22 protein-coding genes are annotated in these 21,826 nt (G+C 64.7%); 3 read left to right on the forward strand and 19 right to left on the reverse strand.

The window, feature by feature from the left end:
- Positions 1 to 59 precede the first annotated feature (59 nt).
- The 5 genes from fabG to IB255_RS00110 all read right to left on the reverse strand — a co-directional run bounded on the left by fabG (position 60) and on the right by IB255_RS00110 (position 3,598).
- Positions 60 to 803 (reverse strand): 3-oxoacyl-ACP reductase FabG, encoded by a 744-nt coding sequence (gene fabG, locus IB255_RS00090; protein WP_037014455.1) that lies wholly within the window; start codon positions 801 to 803, stop codon positions 60 to 62.
- 14 nt (positions 804 to 817) lie between these two features.
- Positions 818 to 1,756: an ACP S-malonyltransferase gene (gene fabD, locus IB255_RS00095; protein ID WP_081519476.1), complete on the reverse strand. Its 939-nt coding sequence runs from the start codon at positions 1,754 to 1,756 to the stop codon at positions 818 to 820.
- Positions 1,757 to 1,860: 104 nt separating this feature from the next.
- Complete coding sequence (plsX, locus tag IB255_RS00100) at positions 1,861 to 2,868, reverse strand: phosphate acyltransferase PlsX (protein ID WP_081519475.1); 1,008 nt, start codon at positions 2,866 to 2,868, stop codon at positions 1,861 to 1,863.
- A 3-nt stretch (positions 2,869 to 2,871) separates the two neighbouring features.
- Positions 2,872 to 3,054, reverse strand: coding sequence for a 50S ribosomal protein L32 (gene rpmF, locus IB255_RS00105; RefSeq protein ID WP_009621425.1), 183 nt, complete (start codon positions 3,052 to 3,054; stop codon positions 2,872 to 2,874).
- 13 nt (positions 3,055 to 3,067) lie between these two features.
- Positions 3,068 to 3,598 carry a YceD family protein gene (locus IB255_RS00110; RefSeq protein WP_045211618.1) on the reverse strand — a complete coding sequence of 177 codons (531 nt, stop codon included), beginning with the start codon at positions 3,596 to 3,598 and terminating at the stop codon, positions 3,068 to 3,070.
- 112 nt (positions 3,599 to 3,710) lie between these two features.
- Between IB255_RS00110 and IB255_RS00115 the strand changes: the two genes are divergently transcribed.
- Entirely contained in the window at positions 3,711 to 4,289 is a 579-nt protein-coding gene (locus tag IB255_RS00115; RefSeq protein WP_081519473.1) for a Maf family protein, read from the forward strand.
- A 70-nt stretch (positions 4,290 to 4,359) separates the two neighbouring features.
- Here the strand turns inward: IB255_RS00115 and sppA are convergent, their stop codons facing one another.
- From sppA to rluC, 3 genes are read right to left on the reverse strand one after another with little or no spacing between them, the layout of a single operon-like run.
- On the reverse strand, positions 4,360 to 5,355 hold the full coding sequence (gene sppA / locus IB255_RS00120; protein WP_081519472.1) for a signal peptide peptidase SppA: 996 nt from the start codon (positions 5,353 to 5,355) through the stop codon (positions 4,360 to 4,362).
- Positions 5,355 to 6,041, reverse strand: a complete 687-nt coding sequence (locus IB255_RS00125; RefSeq protein WP_081519471.1) for an HAD-IA family hydrolase — start codon at positions 6,039 to 6,041, stop codon at positions 5,355 to 5,357. The genes sppA and IB255_RS00125 overlap by 1 nt, the downstream gene beginning before the upstream one ends.
- Complete coding sequence (rluC, locus tag IB255_RS00130; protein ID WP_081519470.1) at positions 6,034 to 6,990, reverse strand: 23S rRNA pseudouridine(955/2504/2580) synthase RluC; 957 nt, start codon at positions 6,988 to 6,990, stop codon at positions 6,034 to 6,036. The genes IB255_RS00125 and rluC overlap by 8 nt, the downstream gene beginning before the upstream one ends.
- A gap of 590 nt (positions 6,991 to 7,580) precedes the next feature.
- Here rluC and rne point away from each other — a divergent pair.
- Positions 7,581 to 10,778: a ribonuclease E gene (gene rne, locus IB255_RS00135; RefSeq protein WP_139791620.1), complete on the forward strand. Its 3,198-nt coding sequence runs from the start codon at positions 7,581 to 7,583 to the stop codon at positions 10,776 to 10,778.
- Between the two features lie 155 nt (positions 10,779 to 10,933).
- Here rne and murB read toward each other — a convergent pair whose 3' ends face one another.
- The 8 genes from murB to IB255_RS00175 all read right to left on the reverse strand — a co-directional run bounded on the left by murB (position 10,934) and on the right by IB255_RS00175 (position 17,796).
- Complete coding sequence (murB, locus tag IB255_RS00140) at positions 10,934 to 11,953, reverse strand: UDP-N-acetylmuramate dehydrogenase (RefSeq protein ID WP_081519468.1); 1,020 nt, start codon at positions 11,951 to 11,953, stop codon at positions 10,934 to 10,936.
- Positions 11,950 to 12,414, reverse strand: coding sequence for a low molecular weight protein-tyrosine-phosphatase (locus IB255_RS00145; protein ID WP_081519467.1), 465 nt, complete (start codon positions 12,412 to 12,414; stop codon positions 11,950 to 11,952). Before IB255_RS00145 ends, murB begins: the two co-directional genes overlap by 4 nt.
- Entirely contained in the window at positions 12,414 to 13,178 is a 765-nt protein-coding gene (gene kdsB / locus IB255_RS00150; protein ID WP_081519466.1) for a 3-deoxy-manno-octulosonate cytidylyltransferase, read from the reverse strand. The genes IB255_RS00145 and kdsB overlap by 1 nt, the downstream gene beginning before the upstream one ends.
- 4 nt (positions 13,179 to 13,182) lie before the next feature.
- Positions 13,183 to 13,368, reverse strand: a complete 186-nt coding sequence (locus IB255_RS00155; protein WP_081519465.1) for a Trm112 family protein — start codon at positions 13,366 to 13,368, stop codon at positions 13,183 to 13,185.
- A gap of 66 nt (positions 13,369 to 13,434) precedes the next feature.
- Positions 13,435 to 14,433 (reverse strand): tetraacyldisaccharide 4'-kinase, encoded by a 999-nt coding sequence (gene lpxK / locus IB255_RS00160; RefSeq protein WP_081519464.1) that lies wholly within the window; start codon positions 14,431 to 14,433, stop codon positions 13,435 to 13,437.
- A complete protein-coding gene (locus tag IB255_RS00165) occupies positions 14,433 to 14,882 on the reverse strand; it encodes an ExbD/TolR family protein (RefSeq protein ID WP_045211644.1) in 450 nt (149 codons plus the stop codon). The genes lpxK and IB255_RS00165 overlap by 1 nt, the downstream gene beginning before the upstream one ends.
- The gene (locus IB255_RS00170) at positions 14,879 to 15,514 is read right to left on the reverse strand and encodes a MotA/TolQ/ExbB proton channel family protein (RefSeq protein WP_017519262.1); all 636 of its coding nucleotides are present in this window, start codon (positions 15,512 to 15,514) and stop codon (positions 14,879 to 14,881) included. The genes IB255_RS00165 and IB255_RS00170 overlap by 4 nt, the downstream gene beginning before the upstream one ends.
- Before the next feature lie 71 nt (positions 15,515 to 15,585).
- Entirely contained in the window at positions 15,586 to 17,796 is a 2,211-nt protein-coding gene (locus tag IB255_RS00175) for a DNA internalization-related competence protein ComEC/Rec2 (protein ID WP_081519463.1), read from the reverse strand.
- A gap of 152 nt (positions 17,797 to 17,948) precedes the next feature.
- On the opposite strand from IB255_RS00175, the gene IB255_RS00180 reads away from it, so the two are divergent.
- A complete protein-coding gene (locus IB255_RS00180; protein ID WP_081519462.1) occupies positions 17,949 to 18,479 on the forward strand; it encodes a DUF2062 domain-containing protein in 531 nt (176 codons plus the stop codon).
- A 60-nt stretch (positions 18,480 to 18,539) separates the two neighbouring features.
- Here IB255_RS00180 and IB255_RS00185 read toward each other — a convergent pair whose 3' ends face one another.
- Genes IB255_RS00185 through IB255_RS00195 form a run of 3 tightly spaced genes read right to left on the reverse strand, consistent with a single transcriptional unit; the run spans position 18,540 to position 21,743 of the window.
- Positions 18,540 to 19,787 carry a lipoprotein-releasing ABC transporter permease subunit gene (locus tag IB255_RS00185; RefSeq protein ID WP_081519461.1) on the reverse strand — a complete coding sequence of 416 codons (1,248 nt, stop codon included), beginning with the start codon at positions 19,785 to 19,787 and terminating at the stop codon, positions 18,540 to 18,542.
- 11 nt (positions 19,788 to 19,798) lie between these two features.
- The gene (gene lolD / locus IB255_RS00190; RefSeq protein WP_081519460.1) at positions 19,799 to 20,497 is read right to left on the reverse strand and encodes a lipoprotein-releasing ABC transporter ATP-binding protein LolD; all 699 of its coding nucleotides are present in this window, start codon (positions 20,495 to 20,497) and stop codon (positions 19,799 to 19,801) included.
- Positions 20,490 to 21,743: a lipoprotein-releasing ABC transporter permease subunit gene (locus IB255_RS00195; protein WP_081519459.1), complete on the reverse strand. Its 1,254-nt coding sequence runs from the start codon at positions 21,741 to 21,743 to the stop codon at positions 20,490 to 20,492. Before IB255_RS00195 ends, lolD begins: the two co-directional genes overlap by 8 nt.
- Positions 21,744 to 21,826: the final 83 nt, after the last annotated feature.

The following is a 21,826-nucleotide window of genomic DNA, read 5'->3' on the forward strand; positions in this document are numbered from 1 at the left end:
ACGACGCTTGGAAGATTTTAGACAGCGCATATGACATCGCCACGAAGCAACTCGTCACATCAGCTCATGTACATTCCGCCATTCACCGGTACCGTGGCACCCGTAACATAAGCTGCGCCCTCGGAAGCGAGGAATGCTACCACTTTGGCGATCTCTTCGGCTTGCCCCAGTCGACCCAGCGGAATCTGGCCGAGCAGCGCTTCACGCTGGGCCTCCGGCAGTTCGCGAGTCATGTCGGTGTCGATGAAGCCCGGAGCAACCGCGTTGACAGTGATAGCACGGGAACCGACTTCGCGCGCCAGGGCGCGGGTGAAGCCTTCCAGGCCGGCCTTGGCGGCGGCGTAGTTGGTCTGCCCGGCGTTGCCCATGGCACCGACAACGGAGCCGATATTGATGATGCGACCCCAGCGTGCCTTGGTCATACCGCGCAGGACGGCTTTCGACAGACGGTACAGGCTGTTGAGGTTGGTGTTGACCACATCGAACCACTCGTCGTCTTTCATGCGCATCAGCAGGTTATCGCGGGTGATACCTGCGTTATTGACGACGATAGCCGGCGCGCCGGATTCTTTCTGGATGGCTTCGACAACGGCGGTCACGGACTCGTCGTTGGAGACGTCCAGGACCATGCCCGAACCCTGGATGCCGTTTTCCTTGAGGTACTCGGAAATTTTCTGCGCGCCGGACTCGCTGGTGGCAGTGCCCACCACGGTAGCGCCCATACGACCCAGTTCCAGTGCGATGGCCTGGCCAATACCACGGCTCGCGCCAGTAACCAGGGCAACCTTACCTTGCAGACTCATGCCTTATCTCCTGTTCAAGCCAGAGCCGCGCGGGCTGCGCCGAAGGCGTCCGCGGAATCCAGGTTGTGGGTGGTCACGCCCTTGGCGCAACGCTTGTTCAAACCAGCCAGCACCTTGCCAGGGCCGCACTCGACCAGGTCGGTGACGCCTTTCTCGGCCAGCAGCTGCACGCTTTCGACCCAACGGACCGGGCTGTAGAGCTGTGCCAGCAGGTCGCGCTTGAGCGCGGCAAGATCGACCGGGACCTGGGCGGTAACGTTCTGCACCAGGGCGATTTGCGGCATCTGCCACTGGACGGCTTCAACAGCCTCGGCAAAACGCTCGGCAGCCGGGCGCATCAGCTCGCAGTGCGACGGCACGCTGACCGGCAGCGCGACAGCACGCTTGGCGCCACGAGCCTTGCACGCCTCAATGGCGCGCTCTACGGCCTTGGCCGCACCAGCGATCACCACCTGGCCGGGCGCGTTGAAGTTCACGGCACTGACCACTTCGCCCTGAGCCGATTCAGCGCAGGCGGCGAGCACGTCAGCGTCTTCGAGACCGAGAATGGCGGCCATGCCACCAGTGCCGGCAGGAACAGCTTCCTGCATCAGCTGGCCACGGCGCTCGACCAGCTTCACCGCATCGGCGAAGGCCAGGCTGCCAGCAGCAACGAGAGCGGAGTATTCGCCCAGGCTGTGGCCGGCGACGTAAGCCGGCTGCACGCCACCTTCGGACTGCCACAGGCGCCACAGGGCGATGGAGACAGTGAGGATGGCAGGCTGGGTCTTGTCGGTCTGGTTCAGGCGCTCTTCCGGGCCGTCCTGCACGAGAGCCCAGAGGTCATAACCCAGGGCAGCGGAGGCTTCGGCGAAGGTATCGCGCACGATGGCGTGTTGAGCGCCCAGCTCGGCAAGCATGCCGAGCGACTGCGAGCCTTGACCGGGGAATACGAAGGCGAGGGATGCGGACATTGCAACAGGTCCCTTTTGTCTGTGTCGTCAAATGGATAACGCCGGCGAGAGCCTGGCGCATTGAACTGACAGTTGGATGACGGTCTGACGACCGCGGTCACACATTAGAGCAGATGTTCCAGACGGCCATGCAGCCGCTGGGGCAGATTCTCGCGAACTTCCAGCAGCGCGCGCCGCAATGCGCTCTGGATGCCCTCCTCCTTCGCACTGCCGTGACTCTTCACCACGATGCCCTGCAAACCGAGAAAACTCGCGCCATTGTGTTGTGACGGCGTGAGATCGCCACGCAGCCGGCGCAGGAAAGGCATCGCCATCAGGCCGACCGCCTTGGCCGGCAGGCTGGAGCTGAACAATTCTTCCAGGCGCGCCGCGACCATAGCCGCCAAGCCCTCGCTGGATTTGAGCAGGATATTGCCGACGAAACCGTCGCACACCACTACATCGGCCAGCCCGCGATACAGGCCGTCGCCTTCGATATAGCCGATGTAGTTCAAACCCTGCGCCTGCTGCAGCAGACTGGCCGCCAGCTTCACCTGCTGGTTACCCTTGATGTCTTCGGTGCCGACATTCAACAACGCTACACGCGGATTGCTCTTGCCCAGCGCTTCCGCAGCCACAGCCCCCATGACGGCGAACTGATAAAGGTGCTCGGCACTGCAATCGACATTGGCGCCCAGGTCGAGCAGATGGCAGTGGCCGGTCTGCGTCGGCACGGCTGTCACCATCGCCGGGCGGTCGATGCCGGGCAACGTCTTGAGCAGGTAACGGGATAGCGCCATCAACGCACCGGTATTACCGGCACTGACGCAGGCATGAGCCTTGCCATCACGAACCAGTTCGAGGGCAACACGCATGGAGGAATCGGGCTTGCCACGCAACGCCTGGGACGGACGCTCGTCCATCGTGACGATTTCGCTGGCGTGATGGATATGAAGACGCTGGCGCTCGACCGGAGAAAGGCCGCGCAGGTGTTCTTCTATCAGAGGAGCTTGGCCGACGAGGACCAGCTGGAGGGAAGCATATTCGGCCAGAAAGGAAATGCAGGCCGGAACAATGCAGTGGGGACCGTAGTCCCCACCCATTGCATCAATCGCGATGATTGGTGCGGACAAAGATTACTCGTCAGAGCCTTTGTCTACGACCTTGCGGCCGCGATAGAAACCGTCCGGGGAGACGTGGTGGCGCAGGTGAACTTCACCGGTGCTCTTTTCCACGGACAGAGCGTTCGCGTCCAGGGCATCGTGCGAACGACGCATGTCACGAGCGGAACGGGATTTTTTGTTCTGCTGAACAGCCATGATTGATTAACTCCTAAACGTTTGGGTCACGCTTCAACTGCGCCAGTACGCTGAACGGATTGGGCCGTTCTTCGACGTTCTCGCTCGGCTCGGGCGCTGTAGCGTATCCCACCGGCTGCTGGCAATCCTCAGGGTCATGGACCGGCACGATGGGCAAGGCGAGCAGCAACTCGTCCTCAGCCAGCGAGGTCAGGTCGATGGGGTCATCCCCCACTTCCAACGCATCGTAGCCACTGGGCAGATCATCGATCGACTTGCCTTCCGGGATGATGACGTAATCGTACTCACCACCCACATGGAATTTGGCCGGCTCGAGACAGCGCTGGCATACCATGCTCACCTCGCCATTGAGCTCGACGTGCATGACCGCCAGCTTCTGCTGATCACGGAAGAAGGAAAACTTCGCGTGAACATCGCCATCACTGCTGGTCAGTTGCTCGCTGAGACGTGCCATCTTGGCGATCGGCAGCACACCCTCGAGGGTGGCGGCGCGCTCTACCAATTTGCGCGGATCAACGTGAGGTGGTATCGGTCCATTCAACATAAGCGCGCCATTATAGGGATGCACCCGAAGCTGTCAAAGGAAATTAGCCATAAACCGCTGTATGGACAGCCCTTTTCGCTAGAATCGCAGTGACGCTCCGAAGGAATTCCCCATGTTACCCCTGATCCTCGCTTCCAGCTCGCCCTACCGCCGCGAATTGCTGCAGCGCCTGCGCCTGCCGTTCGAATGCGCCAGCCCCGACATCGATGAAACCCCACTGCCCGGCGAGAGCGCCGAACAACTGGTGCGTCGACTGGCAGAATGCAAGGCTCGCGCCCTGGCCCAGCGCTACCCCGCCCACCTGATCATCGGCTCGGACCAGGCCGCAGTTAACGGCAGCCGGATTCTCGGTAAACCACACGGCATCGCGCGCGCGACGGAGCAACTGAAGGACGCCAGCGGCAAGAGCGTCAGCTTCCTCACCGGACTCTGCCTGCTCAACAGCCAGAGCGGTGAAGCCCAAATCGACTGCATTCCCTTCACCGTGCACTTCCGCGACCTCGACGAAGCACGCATTCGCCGCTACCTGGAAGCCGAACAACCCTTCGATTGCGCCGGCAGCTTCAAGGCCGAAGGCCTGGGCGTCAGCCTGTTCCGTTCCACCGAAGGCAAAGACGCCACCAGCCTGATCGGCCTGCCGCTTATTCGCCTGGTGGATATGCTGCTTGCCGAACAGGTACAAATCCCCTGACCTGGAAAGCCTGAAACGAAAAGGCCCGGCAATCGCCGAGCCTTTTCCTTCCTTATATAAGGAAGCGCACTCAGCGCAGGACCGGACCCTGCCAGCCCATCCACATCGCCATGCGTTCGGCGACGCTCGCGCCCAGCTTTTTGGTGAAGCGGTCGAAGGCCGTTTCCTGGACGGTGTAGTCCACGATTTCCTTCTCCTTGATGATCTCGCGCGCCACATAGCTGGAGCTACCCAGACCATCGATCAACCCGAGCTGCAGCGCCTGCTCACCGGACCAGATCAGACCGGAGAACAACTCGGGATGATCCTTGTCCTTCAGGCGATCGCCGCGCCCCTTCTTCACCACATCGATGAACTGCTTGTGAGTGGTATCCAGCACCTGCTGCCAGAAAGCGGTTTCATCCGCCTTCTGCGGCTGGAACGGATCAAGGAAGGCCTTGTGTTCACCCGAGGTATAGATACGACGATCCACGCCCAGCTTCTCCATGGTGCCGACGAAGCCGAAAGTCGCCGCCGTCACACCGATGGAACCGACCAGACTGGCCTTGTCGGCGTAGATCTCGTCGGCCGCACTGGCGATGTAATAGGCACCGGAAGCCCCCAGATCGCTGATGACCGCGTAGACCTTGATATCCGGATGCTCACCGCGCAGGCGCTTGATTTCATCGTAGATATAGCCGGACTGCACCGGACTGCCGCCCGGACTATTGATACGCAGAACGATTCCCTTGGTGCCGGCATCCTCGAACGCGGAACGCAGCGCGCCAACGATATTGTCGGCACTGGCAGGCTCGTTGTCGGCGATCATGCCCTTCACCTCGATCAGCGCCGTATGACTGGCACTGCGCGACGCAGACTTGGACAAGCCACTGAAGGGACTGAACAGCGCCAATGCACCGAACAGATACACGAAAGTCAGCAACTTGAAAAAGATACCCCAGCGACGCGACCGACGCTGCTCCTGGACACCAGCCAGCACAGCCTTCTCCAGCAACTTCCAGCTCTTGTCGTCGCCTGCCGTGGCTTGCGCAGCCTTGCTATCGTCCGCCTTCCATTCATCCGACATCAGTTGCCTACCTCGAGCAGCGGTTTGACCGAGCGCCCGGCGAGCCAGGCGCGCAATTCATTGAAATGATTCACTTCCAGCGCCGGAGCATACTCCCGAAGGATCTCCAGCGACTGAGCACCATAGCCCACCGCCACCGAATCCATGCCGGCGCGGCGCGCCATTTCCAGATCGAAAGGCGAATCACCCACCATCAGCGCATCACGCGCGTCGGCCCGGCAATGCTCGAGAATCTCGTGCAGCATGCGCGGGTCCGGCTTGCTCGCCGATTCATCGGCGGCGCGGGTGATATCGAAGAAATCCGTCCAGCCCTGCCCCGCCAGCACGCGATCCAGCCCGCGGCGATTCTTGCCGGTAGCGACCGCCAACTGGTAACCGGCGCTGCGAAATTCCGCCATCGCCTCAGCCACGCCCGGGAACAGCGGCGAAGGCTGCACTTCCAGGCTCAGGTAGTGGTTACCGTAATCAAGCCGGAAGCGATCCAGCGGCTCGCCATCCTCTACCTCCGGGTACAGCGTCTGGATAGCTTCCGGCAGGCCCAGGCCGATGATGCCCTTGATAGCCTCATCGCTGCGTTCCGGAAGGCCGGAACCAACTGCCGCCACCCGCATCGCCTCGACGATACGACCAATGGAATCCACCAGCGTGCCATCCCAATCGAAGATCAGCAGGGAATACTCACGCATCCAGGCGCTCCACGGTGCGCAGCCAGACTTCGTCCACCGGCGCTTCCAACTCCAGCACACCACCATCAGGCAGCGGTACGCGCAGATAGGCCGAGTGCAGGAACAGGCGCTTGCCGCCCAGCTCGCGGATTTCACGGGAGAAATCTTCGTCGCCGTACTTGGGATCACCGGCAATGGAGTGGCCGGCGTGCTTGGCATGCACACGGATCTGGTGGGTACGCCCGGTGATCGGACGCGCCTCGACCAGAGTGGCGAAGTCACCGAAGCGGCGCAGCACCTTGAACTCGGTCAGCGCTTCCTTGCCTTCGGGATTCACCTCGACCACACGCTCACCCGAGCGCAGGTTGTTCTTCAGCAGCGGCACGGCGATCTGCTTTTTCGCCGCCGGCCAGTTGCCGCGCACCAATGCGTGGTAGCGCTTGTCCACGATGCGCTCGCCACGCAGGGCATCGTGCAGATGGCGCAGCATGCTGCGTTTCTTGGCGATCATCAGCAGACCGGAAGTATCGCGATCCAGGCGGTGCACCAGCTCCAGGTCCTTGCACTCCGGACGCAACTGGCGGAAGGCCTCGATGACCCCGTAGTTCAGGCCGCTGCCGCCATGCACGGCAATACCGGTGGGCTTGTTCACCACGATCAGCGCCTTGTCTTCGTAGACGATGGCGGCTTCCAGACGCTCCAGCAGGCCCTGGGCCAGCGGCACCGGCTCGTCGCGCTCGGCCAAGCGCAGCGGCGGAACACGTATCACGTCGCCGGCCTGCAGCTTGTACTCGGGCTTGATCCGGCCCTTGTTGACCCGCACCTCACCCTTGCGAAGGATGCGGTAGATCAGGGTCTTGGGCACGCCCTTGAGCTGGGTGCGGAGGAAATTGTCGATTCGTTGGCCGGCATACTCCGGCGCGACTTCAAGCAGCTGAACGCCGGAAGTCGGAGGGGCGGGATTCGTCATCCGGATATAATAACAATTTTTCATTCAATTGAAGCACTTAATCATTGCTGCTATATTCGGGAGGCCGCCAAAAGTGGCCAGGCCTGCGGATGATCGCGTAATCGCCATCCCCAACCGCCTGCAAACACATTGAACGGACACGAGGCAGTCCCCGGAAGCGTTGCAACGGCCCGAGCGATTCTCGCGCCGACAGCGCCTCGAAACCCAGGCCTTGAGACATGACCACGGCCACCAAGGTAGCCGTGATAAAAGCCAACCCCGCTCCCGGATTCAGCGAGTGGCACCCGGCTCTTAGGGAAATGTGCAGGGCGGAGATGCACAACTGTCGGATTGCGTTGCGTTCATGCCTTGAACGCATGCCTTGAACGTAGACGCACTTATCGTCCGCATCTGACAGCTAATTCCTCCTCCTGATGAGTGCTTGTTCTTACTCGACAAGCAGGAAACGTAGTCGCGGCACAGCAGATTTATCCTGCTGCCGCTGGACACTGGAATGGTCCGCCGTTCCTGAGTACGTGCCTTAGCACCGACCGTGAGAGTCGTGTGTGCCGATCGCCGTTTCCGGTGGCCCCGGAAACCATTGGTACTACATGAAAAGAATGCTGATCAACGCAACTCAACCCGAAGAGTTGCGTGTAGCGCTGGTAGACGGCCAACGCCTGTTCGACCTGGACATCGAGTCCGGCGCGCGCGAACAGAAGAAGGCCAACATCTACAAAGGCCGTATCACCCGCATCGAGCCGAGCCTCGAGGCCGCATTCGTCGACTTCGGCGCCGAACGCCACGGCTTCCTCCCCCTCAAGGAAATCTCTCGCGAGTACTTCAAGAAGAATCCTGAAGGCCGCATCAACATCAAGGACGTCCTGAGCGAAGGCCAGGAAGTCATCGTCCAGGTCGAGAAAGAAGAACGTGGCAACAAGGGCGCCGCCCTGACCACCTTCATCAGCCTCGCCGGCCGCTACCTGGTGCTCATGCCCAACAACCCGCGCGCCGGTGGCATCTCCCGCCGCATCGAGGGTGAAGAGCGCAACGAACTGCGCGAAGCCCTGAACGGCCTGACCGTTCCCGGCGACATGGGTCTGATCGTCCGCACCGCGGGCCTGGGCCGCAGCTCCGAAGAGCTGCAATGGGACCTGGACTACCTGCTGCAACTGTGGGGCGCCATCAAGGAAGCCTCCGGCGAGCGCAGCGGCCCGTTCCTGATCTATCAGGAAAGCAACGTCATCATCCGCGCCATCCGCGACTACCTGCGCCAGGACATCGGCGAAGTGCTGATCGACAGCATCGACGCCCAGGAAGAAGCCCTGAACTTCATCCAGCAGGTCATGCCGCAGTACGCGAGCAAGGTGAAGCTGTACCAGGACAGCGTTCCGCTGTTCAACCGCTTCCAGATCGAGAGCCAGATCGAAACCGCCTTCCAGCGCGAAGTGAAGCTGCCGTCGGGCGGCTCCATCGTCATCGATCCGACCGAAGCCCTGGTGTCCATCGACATCAACTCGGCGCGCGCCACCAAAGGCGGCGACATCGAAGAAACCGCCCTGCAGACCAACCTGGAAGCGGCCGAGGAAATCGCCCGCCAGCTGCGCCTGCGTGATATCGGCGGCCTGATCGTCATCGACTTCATCGACATGACCCCGGCGAAGAACCAGCGCGCCGTGGAAGAACGCGTCCGCGAAGCCCTGGAAGCCGACCGCGCCCGCGTGCAGGTTGGCCGCATCTCGCGCTTCGGCCTGCTGGAAATGTCCCGTCAGCGCCTGCGTCCGTCCCTGGGCGAGACCAGCGGCATCGTCTGCCCGCGCTGCAACGGCCAAGGCATCATCCGCGACGTCGAATCCCTGTCGCTGGCCATCCTGCGCCTGATCGAGGAAGAAGCCCTGAAGGACCGCACCGCCGAAGTTCGTGCGCGCGTGCCGTTCCAGGTTGCTGCCTTCCTGCTCAACGAGAAGCGCAACGCCATCACCAAGATCGAACTGCGCACCCGCGCGCGCATCTTCATCCTGCCGGACGACCACCTGGAAACTCCGCACTTCGAAGTTCAGCGCCTGCGTGACGACAACCCCGAACTCCTGTCCGGCCACGCCAGCTACGAGATGGCCCCGGAAGAGCACGAGGAAGTCCAGCCGGTCAGCGCCACCCGCACCCTGGTTCGCCAGGAAGCCGCCGTGAAGACCGTTTCCCCGCAGAGCCCTGCCCCGCAGCAGGCTGCCGCCGAAGCACCGGTCGCTGTCGAAGCCACCAAGCCCATGCCTGAGCCGAGCCTGTTCCAGGGCCTGGTGAAGTCGCTGGTAGGCCTGTTCGCCGGCAGCAAGCCGGAGCCGACCCCGGTTGCCGCCGAGAAGCCCGCAACCGAGCGCAGCGAAGGCCAGGGCGAGCGTCGCAATGGCCGTCAGCAGAACCGTCGCCGCGACGGTCGCGATGGCGGTCGTCGTGATGACGAGCGTAAAGAGCGTGGTCGCCGCGACGAGCGCGGTGAGCGCACTGAGCGCCCGGCTCGCGAAGAGCGTCAGCCGCGCGAAGAACGCGCCGAGCGTCAGCCCCGCGAGGAGCGCCAGCCGCGCGAAGAACGCGCCGAGCGTCAACCGCGCGAGGAACGCCAGCCGCGTGAAGAGCGCGCCGAACGTCAACCGCGTGAAGAGCGTCAGCCGCGTGAAGAACGCGCCGAGCGCCAGCCGCGTGAGGAGCGTCAGCCCCGCGAAGAGCGTGGTGAGCGCGCCGAACGCCAACCGCGTGAAGAACGCCAGCCACGCGAAGAGCGTCAGCCCCGCGGTGAGCGTGGCGAACGCGCCGAGCGTCAGCCCCGTGAAGAGCGTCAGCCGCGCGAAGACCGTCCGGCTCGCGATGCCGCCGCCCTGGAAGCCGAAGAGCTGCCGAACGAGGAGCTGCTGGATCAACAGGACGACGAAGGTTCGGACGACGAGCGTCCGCGTCGCCGCTCCCGTGGCCAGCGTCGCCGCAGCAACCGCCGCGAGCGTCAGCGCGAAGCCGGTGTGGATGGTGTTGAAGGCGCCGAAGGCGAAGTAAATGCCGAAGGCACTGCTGAACAGGCTTCTTCGGACACCCCGTCGCCTGCCGCCATGGTCGCTGCCGCCGCTACCGCTGTAGCCGTTGCTGAAGCCGCCGCCGAGCAGGAGCAGCCCGCTGCCCAGGCTCAAGCCGAGGCCCAGCCGCTGGAGTCCGGCGTGGTTGAAGCCGTACGCACCGAAAGCGCCCTGGAACAGACCATCGAGTTCCTGGCCAAGCCCGCCGAACAGGCTGCCGAGCCGGTAGAAGCTGCCAGCGAGACCGTTGAAGTGGCTGCCGCCGAGCCGGTGGCTGCGGAAGAAGCGTCGGCTCCGGCTGCTGAAACCGTGATCGAAGCCGTCGCCCAGCTGGTCGAAGAGCCTCAGGTGGAAGCTCCGGTGGTTACCGAGGAAGCTCCGGCTGCCACTGCAACTGCTGTCGAAGAAGCTCCGGCCGTTCCGGCCAACGCGACCGGCCGCGCCTCCAACGATCCGCGCGAGCGTCGTCGCCAGGAACGTGCCGCCCGCGAAGCCGCTGCTGCCGCAGCCGCCGCTCCGCAGGCAGAGCAGGCGCCGGTCGTCGAAGCCGTGGTTGAAGAAGCCGCTGCCGTGGAAGCCGAAGTCGTGGTCGAGCCGGCTGCTGAAGTCACTGTCGAGGCCGTCGAAGCCGAAGTCGTGAACGAAGCCGCTGAAGCCACCGAGCAACCGGCTGCCGAACCGGCTGAAGGCGACAAAGCCGAGAAGACCGAGGAAGAACAAGGCACCGTGGTGGAAAAACACCACAGCTGATAGCTTCCTGATCCGAAAAAGGGGATGCAGCTGCATCCCCTTTTTTATTGCCTGCAATTCGTGGCTTCGGAACGATCCTACAAAAGCCCCGCTCCGAGGAAGCAGACACAAAAAAGGGGATGCCTTGGCATCCCCTTTTCGCATCCGAAGCGAATTCAGTAGAGATTCGGCTCCATCTCCAGCTCCACACCGAAGCGCTGCTGGACATCGTCACGGATACGCTGAGCCAGTGCATGCAGCTGCGCCCCTGTGGCGCCGCCGTAGTTCACCAACACCAGCGCCTGCTGGGCGTGCACACCCACCGAACCGTCGCGGAAGCCTTTCCAGCCGGCCTTGTCGATCAGCCAGCCGGCGGCCAGCTTCATCTGCCCATCACCCTGCGGATAGGCCACCAGGTCGCTGTAGCGCTGGCGCAGCACGTCGGTCTGGTCCACCGAAACCACCGGATTCTTGAAGAAACTGCCGGCATTGCCCAGCACCGCCGGGTCGGGAAGCTTCTCGCGGCGGATTGCGCAGATCACTCGCGAGACATCGGCCGGCGTCGGCGCAGTCACGCCCTCCTCCGCCAGACGCTGGCGCACCGGACCGTAGTCCAGATGCAGTTTCGCGACGCGGCTCAGGGCGAAGCGCACCCGCAGGATCAGCCAACGGCCCGGCTCACGCTTGAAGCGACTTTCGCGGTAGGCAAAGGCGCAGTCCTCAAGGCAGAACTCGCGCAGCTCGCCGCTCTCACGGTCCAGCGCGGTCAGGCCGGCGAATACGTCCTTGATCTCGACGCCGTAGGCGCCGATGTTCTGCATCGGCGCAGCGCCGACAGTGCCAGGGATCAGGCTGAGGTTTTCCAACCCGCCAAAGCCCTGAGAGAGGGTCCAGCGCACAAAGTCGTCCCATACCTCACCAGCTTCCGCCTCGACCACCACGCGCTCGCCGTCGTCACTGACGACACGCACACCATGGGAAGCCATGCGCAGCACCAGCGCCTCGACGTCACGGGTCAGCAACAGGTTGCTGCCGCCACCGATCACCATCAGCGGCAGGCCCTTCTCGACAGCGGCGGCGATACCGGCGTGCACCTCGGCATCATCATGGGCCTGGGCGAACCAGCGCGCCGCGACTTCGACACCGAAGGTGTTGTAGGGCTTGAGGGAAACGCGTTCTTGCAGTTGCAGCGTCACAGGCGCCCCTTCACTTCCGTCAGCAGGCCGTCGCAGGCCCTTTCCACCAGGTCCAGCACCTGCTCGAAACCGTCTTCGCCGCCGTAATACGGGTCGGGGACTTCATCGACTTCCAGCTCGTAGCGGCGCAGGAACAGGTCCAGCTCCGCCTTGCCGCTGCTGCCGCGAAGATGCTTGAGGTCGCGCAAGTTGGCGTTGTCCATCGCCAGGACCAGGTCATAGCGGGAGAAGTCGGCGACGTTGACCTGTCGCGCCCGCAAGCCCGACAGGTCATAGCCACGGCGCAGCGCAGCGGCGCGGGTACGCGCATCCGGCGCTTTGCCGACGTGCCAGTCACCGGTGCCAGCCGAATCGATCTCGATGCGATCCTCGAGGCCTGCTCCGCGGACCTTCTGGCGGAACACGCCTTCGGCGGTCGGCGAGCGGCAGATGTTGCCCAGGCAGACGAACAGAACCTTCATCAGGCCCCCAGGATGCGCCGGACGCGCTCCAGGTCTTCCGGGGTATCGACGCCGGCCTGCGGCGCCTCCAGGGCGTCAGCCACGTGGATACGCACGCCATGCCAGAGCGCGCGCAGCTGCTCCAGGCACTCGGTATCTTCCAGCCAGCACGGACCCCAGGCCACGAAGTCGCGCAGGAAGCGCGCGCGGTAGGCGTAGATGCCGATGTGGCGGCGGTACGGCACGTTGGCCGGCAGGCTTTCGCGGTCCACCGCGAAGGCGTCGCGCGCCCAGGGCAGCGTGGCGCGGCTGAAGGTCAGGGCCAGGCCGTTCTTGTCGCTGACCACCTTGACGATGTTCGGGTTGAACAGCGCGGCCGGGTCATGGATTTCTTCGCACAGGGTGGCAATGCCCGCTTCCGGGTGAGCCGCGAGGTTGGCGGCCACCTGGTCGATGATCGACGGCGGCACCAGAGGCTCGTCGCCCTGCACGTTGACCACGATGGCGTCGTCGGCCAGGCCCAGCGCGTCGGCGACTTCCGCCAGGCGGTCGGTGCCGGAGTTGTGGTCGGCACGGGTCAGCGCCACTTGGGCACCGAAGCCCTGGCAGGCGTCGAAGATACGTTGATCGTCAGTGGCGACCACCACCTGGGTGGCGGAGCTTTTGCCGGCCTGCGCCCAGACGTGCTGGATCATCGGCTTGCCGGCGATGTCCTGCAGCGGTTTGCCGGGCAGGCGGGTGGAGGCGAAGCGGGCGGGAATGACGACGGTATAGGCCTGGGTCATGGCGTTACTTGTCCAGACGCTCGTCGACGTTCAGGGTGCGCGCCTCGCCTTCGAGCATCACCGGAATGCCGTCGCGCACCGGGTAGGCCAGACCGTCGGTCTTGCAGATCAGCTCGGACTTGTCGTCGGTGAGCTTGAGCGGGCCCTTGCACAGCGGACAGGCGAGGATATCGAGGAGTTTCGGGTCCATGGTGCGTTCCTTGAGCTTGAACAGCGAACAATTTGAATGCGGGCGACGCCGGATTACGACGGCGGATCAGCGGGCGAGCAGGCGCTCGAGCTGAACGTCGAACCAGGCGACGAAGGCCGGCGAGGGCTGCGCTTCGACGGCGAGGTACCACCAGTCGGGCGCGGCGAAGGACCGGCATTTCACCGCGTCCTTCTCGGTCATGACCAGCGGCAGTTCCGGCGTAAAGCGCAGCTGCTCGGCGGTATAAGCCGCATGGTCGGGGAAGGGATGCGGAATCGGCCGCCAGTTTAGCGCCTCGAGCGTTGCGAAGAAACGCTGCGGGTTGCCGATTCCGGCCAGTGCATGCAGCGATTGCCCGTCGGGAAAATGCTCGATGCCACGCCGCTCACCACTGGCCAGGTTGACCAGGGCAGAAGGTCGCAGGACGAAGGAGAAGGCGCCAGGCGGGTCGGACGGTGCGCCGTTGTGCAGCACGGCATCGACTTCGGCCAGTCGCTCGGCCGGTTCGCGCAGCGGCCCGGCAGGCAGGCAGCGGCCGTTGCCCAGGCCACGGGCGGCGTCGATCAGCACCAGCTCCAGGTCGCGGGCCAGGCGGTAGTGCTGCAGGCCGTCGTCGCAGAGGATCAGGTCCAGCGACTCTTCGGCGAGCAGCGCGCGCACGGCGCTGGAGCGATCCGGATCGATCATCAGCGGCACGCCACTGCGGCGCACGATCATCAGCGGTTCATCACCCGCCTCCGCCGCCGACTGCTCGGCGCGCACGCGCCAGGGTGTCTGCGGTGGCTTGGCGCCATAGCCACGACTGACCACACCGACCTTCAGCCCACGGGCGCGGCAGTGTTCGATCAGCCAGAGGATCATCGGCGTCTTGCCGGTGCCGCCGACGGTGATGTTGCCGACCACGATGATCGGCACGGGCGCGCGGTAGGCCGGCTTGGCGCCGGAGAGGAAATCCTGCCGGCGGCCCTGGGCGACGCGCCGGTAGAGCAGCTCGAGCGGCCTGAGCAGGGCAAGGGCCGGGTGGCCCTTGTACCAGGCGTCGAGCAGGCGGTCGGAGAGCGCCATCAGGGGGTCTTCTTGTCCGCCCGGGACTCGATGGTGGTGATGCGCAGGTGGGTGAAGCCCAGCTTGCCGGCGGCATCCATCGCGGTGACCACGGACTGGTAGTCCACCTTGCCGTCAGCGGTGATCACCACTGGCAGGCTGTTGTCACCGGCGGACTCACGCTGCATGGCGTTCATCAGGTTTTCCAGGTCATCGCGCGCCAGGCTCTGGCCGTTGAGCGCGTAGTGACCTTCGAGGCTGATGGAGATTTCCAGCTGCTTGATCTCGGTGGCTTCGGGCGGCGTACCGCTGACCGCTTCGGGCAGTTCGACCTTGAGCTGCGACGGCTTGGTGAACGAGGTGGCGACCACGAAGAACAGCAGCAGCACGAAGATCACGTCGATCAGCGACGCCAGGTTGATGAAGACGTCCTCGCGAGCCGCTCCGCCCGCTCTGCGGCGGAATTTCACGCTTTGCCTTCCTCGACGAAATCGACTTCGCGATCGCCCTGGGTCACTTCCACCAGCTTGATGGCTTCCTGCTCCATTGCGATGACCAGTTCATCGACGCGGCGCAGCAGGTAACGGTGGAAGAACACTGCCGGGATCGCCACGATCAGGCCGGCCGCGGTGGTGATCAGGGCCTTGGAGATACCGCCGGCGAGCATCGGCGCGTTGGCCATGCCGTCGCCCATGAAGGCGCTGAAGATCTGGATCATGCCGAACACGGTACCCAGCAGGCCGAGCAGCGGCGCCATGGCGGCGATGGTGCCCAGGGCGTTGAGGTAGCGCTCCAGCTCGTGGATGACGCGGGACGCGGCCTCCTCGATGCACTCCTTCATGATCTCGCGACCGTGCTTGGAGTTGGCCAGGCCAGCGGCAAGGATTTCACCCAGCGGGGAAGACGCGCGCAGGTCCTTCAGGGCCTGGCTGTTCATCTTCTTGTCCTTGATCTGCTTCCACACCTGGCCGAGCAGCTGCGGTGGGGCCACACGGCTCAAGCGCAGGGTCCAGAGACGTTCGGCGACGATCGCCATGGCAGCGACGGAGCTCAGCAAGATCGGCAGCATCATCCAGCCGCCAGCTTTGACCAGTTCCCACACAGTGGTGAATCCCCTGAAAAAAAGTGGCGCCACTCTAGCACAGGGGCCGTGGCGAACCGACCGCCCCGGTCTCAATTTTCCTGCCAGAAATGTGCGCCTTCCCGCACTCCCCGGACCTCGCCATGGGCACCGAGCGTCAGGGTCAGCGCGCCCTGCTCCGCCGTATCCTGAATCCGGATGCCCAGCGTGCGGAAGCGCTCGACGACCGACGGGTGCGGATGGCCATAGGGGTTGTTGGCGCCACGGGAGATGATCGCGGTGGAGGGCCGGATCGCTCGAAGGAAGGCAGGCCCGGAAGAGCTGCGGCTGCCGTGGTGGCCGGCCAGCAGCCAGTCGACGCGCTCACCCGGATGCGCCGCCAGCCAGGCGAGCTCGGCCGGTTGCGGCAGGTCGCCGGTGAGCAGGATGCGCTCGCCGTTGGCCTCGACTTCCAGCGCGCAGGAGCGGTCGTTGCTCTCGCTGGCGCCTGCCCAGGCCCAGCTGGAGAGGCGAACGCCATCGATTATCCACTCCTCGATGCCACAAGGCCGGGCCTGCAACTGCTCCGGCAAGCGCTCGGGCTCGCCACTGATGACCTGGTCCGGCCGCAGCGAACGCTTCACCGCCATGGCGCCGCCGGCGTGATCGTTGTCCGCGTGACTGAGCATCAGCACGTCCAGGCGCCCGATACCCAGGCTGCGCAGCGTCGGCACCACGACGCGCTCGCCGATATCAAAATCGCCATTGCGCGCCCCGGTGTCGTAGAGCCAGACCTGGCTACGCGTACGGATCAGCACCGACAGCCCCTGCCCCACATCCAGCACGCGGATCTCGGCCATGCCCGGTGCGGGCAACGGGACTGTCGGCCAGAACACCGGCAGGAACATCGCCAACCCCAGCGCACGCAATGGGACACCAGCGGGCGCAAGCAGCAGGAGTGCGCCCAGCATCGCCAGCACCAGCGCCCAGATCGGCGCAGCTACCGGCTGCCAGGCGGGCGCCAGCTCGGCCATCCAGCCCAACAGCCGGAACAGCAGTTCCAGCAGGCCGCCCGACACCCAAAGCAGCGTCTCGCCCAGCCAGGGAACGCCAAGCGCCAGGCTCCCCAGCAACGCCAACGGCACGACGACCAATTCGACCCAGGGCACGGCGATCAGGTTGGCAACCACGCCGGAAACACTCAGCGGCAATCCCAGGGCGATGGACGCCGGCAGCAGACCGACCGCCATCAGCCATTGCGCACGCAGCCAGGTACGCCAGGTGGTCCATCTCCCCAGACGCCCCGAGAAGCCGAAGATCAGCAACGCCACCGCTGCATAGGACAGCCAGAAGCCCGGCAACAGCACCACCAGCGGCTCGACCAGCAGCACCGCGAGCAAGGCACCGAGCAAGGGCGTCCATAGCCCACGATGGCGGTAGCGCAGGCGCCACAACAGGACAATGGAGACCATCACGCAGGCGCGCTGCAATGGCACCTCGAATCCCGCCATCAGGCTGTAAGCCCAGGCACCGCTTGCGGCCAGCAGGCAGGCAGAGGGCAGCCACGGGACTCGCGCCGGCCAGCAACCGAAGCGCGCCAGCCCGGCGACCAGTGCATAGAGCAGGCCGGCCAGCAGCGAGATGTGCGAGCCGGAGATCACCATCAGGTGCAGGGTTCCGGTGTCCTGCAGGACTTGCCAGTCCGCCGTGGTCAGCCCGGACGCATCGCCCAGCACCAGCGCGGCGAGCGCCCCGGAGCGCCCATGGGCATCCACCGCCAGCAGTCGTTGCCGCCAGGCTTCGCGCCAAGCGCGCGGGCCGCTGGAAGCCTCCAGGCACTGCCCGTCCTTCACGCTGCCGGTAGCGCCGATGCGCTGGGCGGTGAGCCAGGCTTCATAATCGAACCCCGCGCCATTGGTCATGCCGTGGGGACGCTTGAGCTTCACCGCCAGCCGCCAGCGCTCGCCGCCCTCCACCGGGGGACCGCCGAACCAGGACAGGCGCAGTGTGGCCGGGGCCTTCGCGCGAGGGCTGGAGACCTCGGCGAGCTGGAAGCGCACCGATGGCCCGGAGCGATCCGGCAGGCCCTCTACCCTGCCCTCCAGCCACAGCGTGCGGCCATCCAGCTCCGGCGCCAGACGATCATCCAGCGCCCACTGCGCCGACTGGCAGGCCCAGGCGAAACCGAGCAGGAACAGCCCGACGACATAGCCGCGAGTGAACAACAACGGCAGCGCGACCAGCGCGAGAAGCAGCAGAACCCAGCCGGATGGCAGCGCCGGCATCCCGCGCAGCGCCAGCAACCCCAGGGCCAGCGCGAACATCCCTGTACGAGGCAACGGAGCGACTCCCTGACCCCGGCGCAACCGCCGATCCGATTGGCCTGCGGCGGTTACACACGGACATAGTTGGCAACGAATGACTGTCACCTAGCTAGGCATAATGAGCCGTCGTCCGTCTGCCAGAGATTTCCTCCATGCCGCGCCGAATCTTCAAGCGCTACATGCCCGATCCGGAGAGCATCAGGAACCACAAGGGCCTGCGCTTTCTCGGACCGCTGATCCAGTCGCCCAACCTCTGGCACCTGAATCGCCGCTCCGTGTCCCGAGCCATGGGCATGGGGCTGTTCGCCGCGTTCATCCCGATCCCACTGCAGATGCTGCTGGCCGCCTCGCTGGCGGTATGGGTGAGGGCCAACCTGCCGATCTCGGTGGGGCTGGTCTGGCTGACCAACCCGATCACCATGCCGCCGGTGTTCTACTGCACCTACAAGATGGGCGCCTGGATCATGGGCATTCCGGCGCGCGCCCTGCCCGACCACCTGACCTGGGAATGGATCAGCGGCGAGCTGGCGATGCTCTGGCAGCCGTTCCTGCTGGGTTCAGTGATCTGCGGCATCCTGGTGGGCATCCTCGGCTACCTGCTCACCGAGGGCTACTGGCGCTGGTGGATTGGCCGCAGCTGGCGGCGGCGTCGGGCGCTGCGCAATGTGCAGCAGGGGCTGTGAGCTCGCTCCTACAGGTACAAAAAAGCCGCCCCGAAGGGCGGCTTTTTCATGGGCCGGTGATCACTCGTACCGCAGCGATTCCGCCGGCTGGGTCGAGGCCGCGCGCCAGGCCGGATACAGCGTGGCGAGGAAGCTCATCGACAGCGCCGCGACGCAGATCAGCACGATGTCGCTGATCTGCGGGTCGGACGGCAGGTAGTTGATGAAATAGATGTCCGAGTTGAACACGTGGGTGCCGGCGACGCGCTCCAGGGTCGAGACGATCGCGGTGACGTTGTACGCCGCCAGCACGCCCAGCACGCAGCCGATGACGGTGCCGATCAGGCCGATCACCGTGCCCTGCACCATGAAGATCGCCATGATCTGCTTCGGTGTGGCGCCCAGGGTTCGCAGGATAGCGATGTCCGCACGCTTGTCGGCCACCACCATGATCAGGGTGGCGATGATGTTGAAGGCGGCGACCGCGACGATCAGCAACAGCAGCAGGCCGATCATGGTCTTTTCCATCTTCATCGCGCTGAACAGGCTGCCCTGGGTGTGGGTCCAGTCCACCGAGCGATAGCCGTCGCCCAATTGCCTGGCGATGGCCGCACCGACTTCCGGCGCCTGGAACAGGTCCTTCAGGGCAATGCGCACGCTCTGCACCTGGCCGGGCTGCCAGCGCATCAGACTGGCGGCGTCGTCCACATGGATCAGCGCCAGGGTGCTGTCCAGCTCGGCGCCGACCTTGAAGATGCCGACCACGTTCAGGCGCTGCATGCGCGGGGTGATGCCGCCAGGCGCGGTGCTCGGCTCGGGGACGATCAGCAGCAGGCTGTCACCGACGTTGACGTGGAAGCGCCGCGCGGTGATCTCGCCGATGACCACGCCGAACTCGGTGGCCTTGAGGTCGTCGAGGCTGCCGCGGACCATGTGCTGGCCGATGATCGACACCTGGGTTTCCAGCGCCGGATCTACGCCATCGACCTCGATGGGTTGCATCATGCCCTTGTAGGAGAGCATGCCGTCGACTTCGGTGTAGGGCACCGCGCCGACGATCTTCGGGTTCTGCTTGGCCACTTCGGCGACGTGCTGCCAGTTGTCCAGCGGGCCGCTGGCCTGCTGCAGCACGGCATGCGGGACCATGCCGAGGATGCGCGAGCGCATTTCCTTCTGGAAGCCGTTCATCACCGAAAGCACCACGATCATGGCCAGCACGCCCAGGGCGAGGCCGATCATCGAGGTCAGGGAGATGAACGAGATGTAGTGGTTGCGTCGCTTGGCACGGGTGTAGCGGGTGCCGATGAAGACGGACAGGGGTCTGAACATTCCGTTATCCCTCAGGCGGCGACCAGCCGGCCCTCCTCCAGACGCAGCACACGGTCCATCTGCTGGGCGAGGTGAGTGTCGTGGGTCACCACCAGGAAGGCGGTGCGCAGGGACTGCGACAGTTCCAGCATCAACTCCTGGATACCGTGGGCGGTGTGCTGGTCGAGGTTGCCGGTGGGCTCGTCGAGCAGTACCAGCTTCGGCGTGTTGACCAGGGCACGGGCGATGGCCACGCGCTGGCGCTCACCGCCGGACAGCTCCGACGGCTTGTGGCTCAGGCGATGGCCCAGCCCCACACGCTCCAGCAGCGCAGTGGCACGCTGGCGCGCCTCGAGGATTGGCGTCTTGCCGATCAGCAGCGGCATGCAGACGTTCTCCAGGGCGGTGAACTCCGGCAGCAGGTGGTGGAACTGGTAGACGAAGCCCAGCGCACGGTTGCGCAGCAGGCCTCGCTGCTTCTCGTTCAGCGCCGACAGCTGTTCGCCGGCCAGCCAGACGCTGCCGGTACTGGGCGTGTCGAGGCCGCCGAGCATGTTCAGCAGGGTGCTCTTGCCCGAGCCGGAGCTGCCGACGATGGCCACGCGCTCGCCTGGCAGCAGCTCCAGTTGCACGCCGGAGAGCACTTCGACCGACTGCGGGCCTTCCTCGTAGCGCTTGCCGAGGTCGCGGCAGCTCAGGACGGCCTGGTCGTTGGGGGTCGGCTTACTCATAACGCAGGGCCTCCGCGGGCTGGGTGCGGGCCGCACGCCAGGCCGGATACAGGGTGGCGAAGAAACTCAGGATCAGCGCGGCGCTGCACACCAGGATCACGTCCTCGCTCATCAGTTGCGAGGGCAGGTAATCGATGAAGTAGACGTCCGCGTTGAGGAACTTGTGGCCCAGCAGGCGCTCCAGCAGGGCGATGGCGGAGCTGACGTTGAGCGCTGCAAGGATGCCCAGCACGCCGCCGATGAAGGTGCCGATCACGCCGATCACCGTACCCTGGACCATGAAGGTCGCCATGATCTGCCCCGGCGTGGCGCCCAGGGTGCGCAGGATGGCGATGTCGGCCTTCTTGTCGGTGACGACCATGACCAGGGTGGAAATGATGTTGAACGCGGCGACCGCGACGATCAGCAGCAGCAACAGGCCGATCATGGATTTCTCCATGCGGATCGCCTGGTACAGGTTGCCGTGGCTGCGGGTCCAGTCGCGGGCGAAGTAGTCGTTGCCCTTCAGCGTGCGGGCAATTTCCCAGGCGGTGCGCGGCGCCTGGAACAGGTCGTCGAGCTTCAGGCGCAGGCCTTCGACCTGGCCTTGCTTGAGGCGGCGCATGCGCGCGGCGTCGTCGATGTGGACCATGGCGACGTAGCCGTCCAGCTCGCCGGCGCCGACATGGAAGGTGCCGACCACGGTGAAGCGCTTCATGCGCGGGAACATGCCGGCCGGGGTGACCGAGACCTCCGGGGCGATGAAGGTCACTTTGTCGCCCAGCTTCACGCCGAGGTTCTTCGCCGCCTTGTCGCCGATGATGATGCCGAACTCGCCAGGCTTGAGGCTGCTGAGCGAACCCTGCTGGAAGAACTGGTCGATGATCGAGACCTTGCTCTCCTCGTTCGGGTCCACGGCATTGATCAGCACCTTCTGCACCGTGCCGCCTGCGCTGAGCAGGCCCTGCATCTGGATGAAGGGCGCGACTTCCAGCACGTTGGGGTGCTGGGTCTTGATCTGCCCGGCGATGCCCTGCCAGTTGGAGATCGGCTGGTAGGACTCCACCGTGGCGTGGGGCACCATGCCCAGCACGCGGGTGCGCATCTCGTGGTCGAAGCCGTTCATCACCGAGAGCACCACGATCATCACCACCACGCCCAGCGCAAGGCCGATCATGGAAGTGAGCGAGATGAAGGAAACGAAGTGGCTGCGGCGTTTGGCGCGTGTGTAGCGCGTTCCGATGTAGACGGAAAGGGGTCTGAACATGTGGGGCCGAATGAGAAGGTGAAGAGTGCGTCGGGCGTCAGTTCCATCTGGCGTGCGACTTCCGTGTGGCGAGGCCAGGCAGG

It is taken from the genome of Pseudomonas sp. PDM22, assembly GCF_014851965.1.
Classification (GTDB): domain Bacteria; phylum Pseudomonadota; class Gammaproteobacteria; order Pseudomonadales; family Pseudomonadaceae; genus Pseudomonas.